Origin of the sequence: Candidatus Pelagibacter communis (assembly GCF_001179845.1) — a bacterium.
GTDB lineage: Bacteria > Pseudomonadota > Alphaproteobacteria > Pelagibacterales > Pelagibacteraceae > Pelagibacter > Pelagibacter ubique_Q.
In genome coordinates, this window is sequence record NZ_CVSB01000051.1 from 1 (window position 1) to 917 (window position 917).

Below are 917 nucleotides of genomic sequence, written 5' to 3' on the forward strand. Positions count from 1 at the left end.
TTATGAATATTTTAGAGAAGGTGCTAATTGGAATAGAGTATCAAAAAATATTCAACATTTTAAAGACAATTTAGATGTAAGAATTGTTTGTGCAATAACAGTTTCAAATATGCAATCTGCAAGAATGCCTGAGATATACAATGATCTCAGAGAATTTTGTAATCCAGGATTATATAATACCGGCGCAGTATTGTTTCCAGATATGCTAAATCCAATACATATACCTCAACCACTTAAAATACAATATCTTAAAGAGTGTGAAAACTTTATTGACAATTTACCACAACATGAAAAAAATATTTGTAGGAAGCTATTTGACTTTCCAATGACTATGTTTAGAAATAATGATGGCAATAAAGAACAATGGGACAAGTTTTGTAGATTTACTGATAGACTTGACCAAATACACAAAAAGAATATATTTGATTACTTTCCAGAATGGGAACCTTATTGGACAACTAAGTAGAGTCTACATTTTTTAGAATTTGTTTAGACATACGTCTATCGTGTTTTTTAGTGCTTGTACGTGCTTTACGTTTCTTTGCATTGGCAATACGTTTTATTTGCTTCTCATCATAGTCTTTGCCAACTTTTGCATTTGCCCACACTTCTGCATCTTCCTTTGATACACTATTCATAGGACCGTGTGTGTCTCGCATTTCACTAGGATTATATTTTTTTCTACTCATTTGTAATACTGCACTCTTAGATTTGCTTTACGTGCTACACGTAAACTTGCTTGGTTTTCTGGATTAATGTAGCACCATAGTTGTCTATCGTTGAAATGTTCTATACATGCTTTTACAGCAAAGGTTGCTATACCTTTGTTTTGCCACTGTGTAGTTATTAAGTATGCAATTTCGCCATCATCTTTGACTTCCACTGCACCAACAAGTACACCTCCATTGATCCATATA

At 32.8% G+C, this 917-nt stretch carries 3 protein-coding genes; 1 reads left to right on the forward strand and 2 read right to left on the reverse strand.

From position 1 onward, the window contains the following. Positions 1-466: hypothetical protein (locus AMN81_RS06400; protein WP_179850574.1), on the forward strand; the 466-nt coding region annotated here is incomplete at its 5' end. On the opposite strand, the gene AMN81_RS05525 is transcribed toward AMN81_RS06400, so the two are convergent. Next, positions 459-659: a hypothetical protein gene (locus AMN81_RS05525; RefSeq protein ID WP_143312065.1), complete on the reverse strand. Its 201-nt coding sequence runs from the start codon at positions 657-659 to the stop codon at positions 459-461. The two genes, AMN81_RS06400 and AMN81_RS05525, sit on opposite strands and share 8 nt — an antisense overlap. Positions 660-685: 26 nt before the next feature. Beyond that, a partial coding sequence (locus tag AMN81_RS05530) for a GNAT family N-acetyltransferase (RefSeq protein ID WP_179850575.1) occupies positions 686-917 on the reverse strand: 232 nt, incomplete at its 5' end.